The 295-nt window shown below is 49.5% G+C and carries 1 pseudogene; it reads right to left on the bottom strand.

The window, feature by feature from the left end:
• A pseudogene (locus VC188_RS12100) lies at positions 1-278 on the bottom strand (IS5/IS1182 family transposase); the annotation flags it as partial.
• Between the last annotated feature and the right edge of the window lie 17 nt (positions 279-295).

The raw sequence follows: 295 nt of genomic DNA, 5'->3' as shown, positions 1-295 counted from the left end.
CCTCCGCGGTGTTGCATCGACCGGGCATCGGGATCACTCATGGAGATCTGTTTATCTGGTGCTGCTTGTACTTTTTCTTCAATAGCTTGTAGCTGTGCCATCTGGGCTTTAAACAACTCGATACGCTGCGCTAACCTCGCTTGATGTGGAGTCGACCCTGCAGGTGAACGCAGATCAGCTGCCTCTAAGTCTTTTAAGTACTGCGCAATACTAGCTTCAGCTTCTTGGATACGACGTTTGATCTTGGCCTGGGTGAAGTTCTGATCGGAGCTGTTCACGGCTTTAAATTTACTGC

The organism is Polynucleobacter sp. MG-28-Ekke-A2, from assembly GCF_035012985.1.
GTDB lineage: Bacteria > Pseudomonadota > Gammaproteobacteria > Burkholderiales > Burkholderiaceae > Polynucleobacter.
The sequence above is the reverse complement of the archived record's forward strand: the minus strand, read 5'-3'. Positions and strand labels throughout refer to the sequence as shown.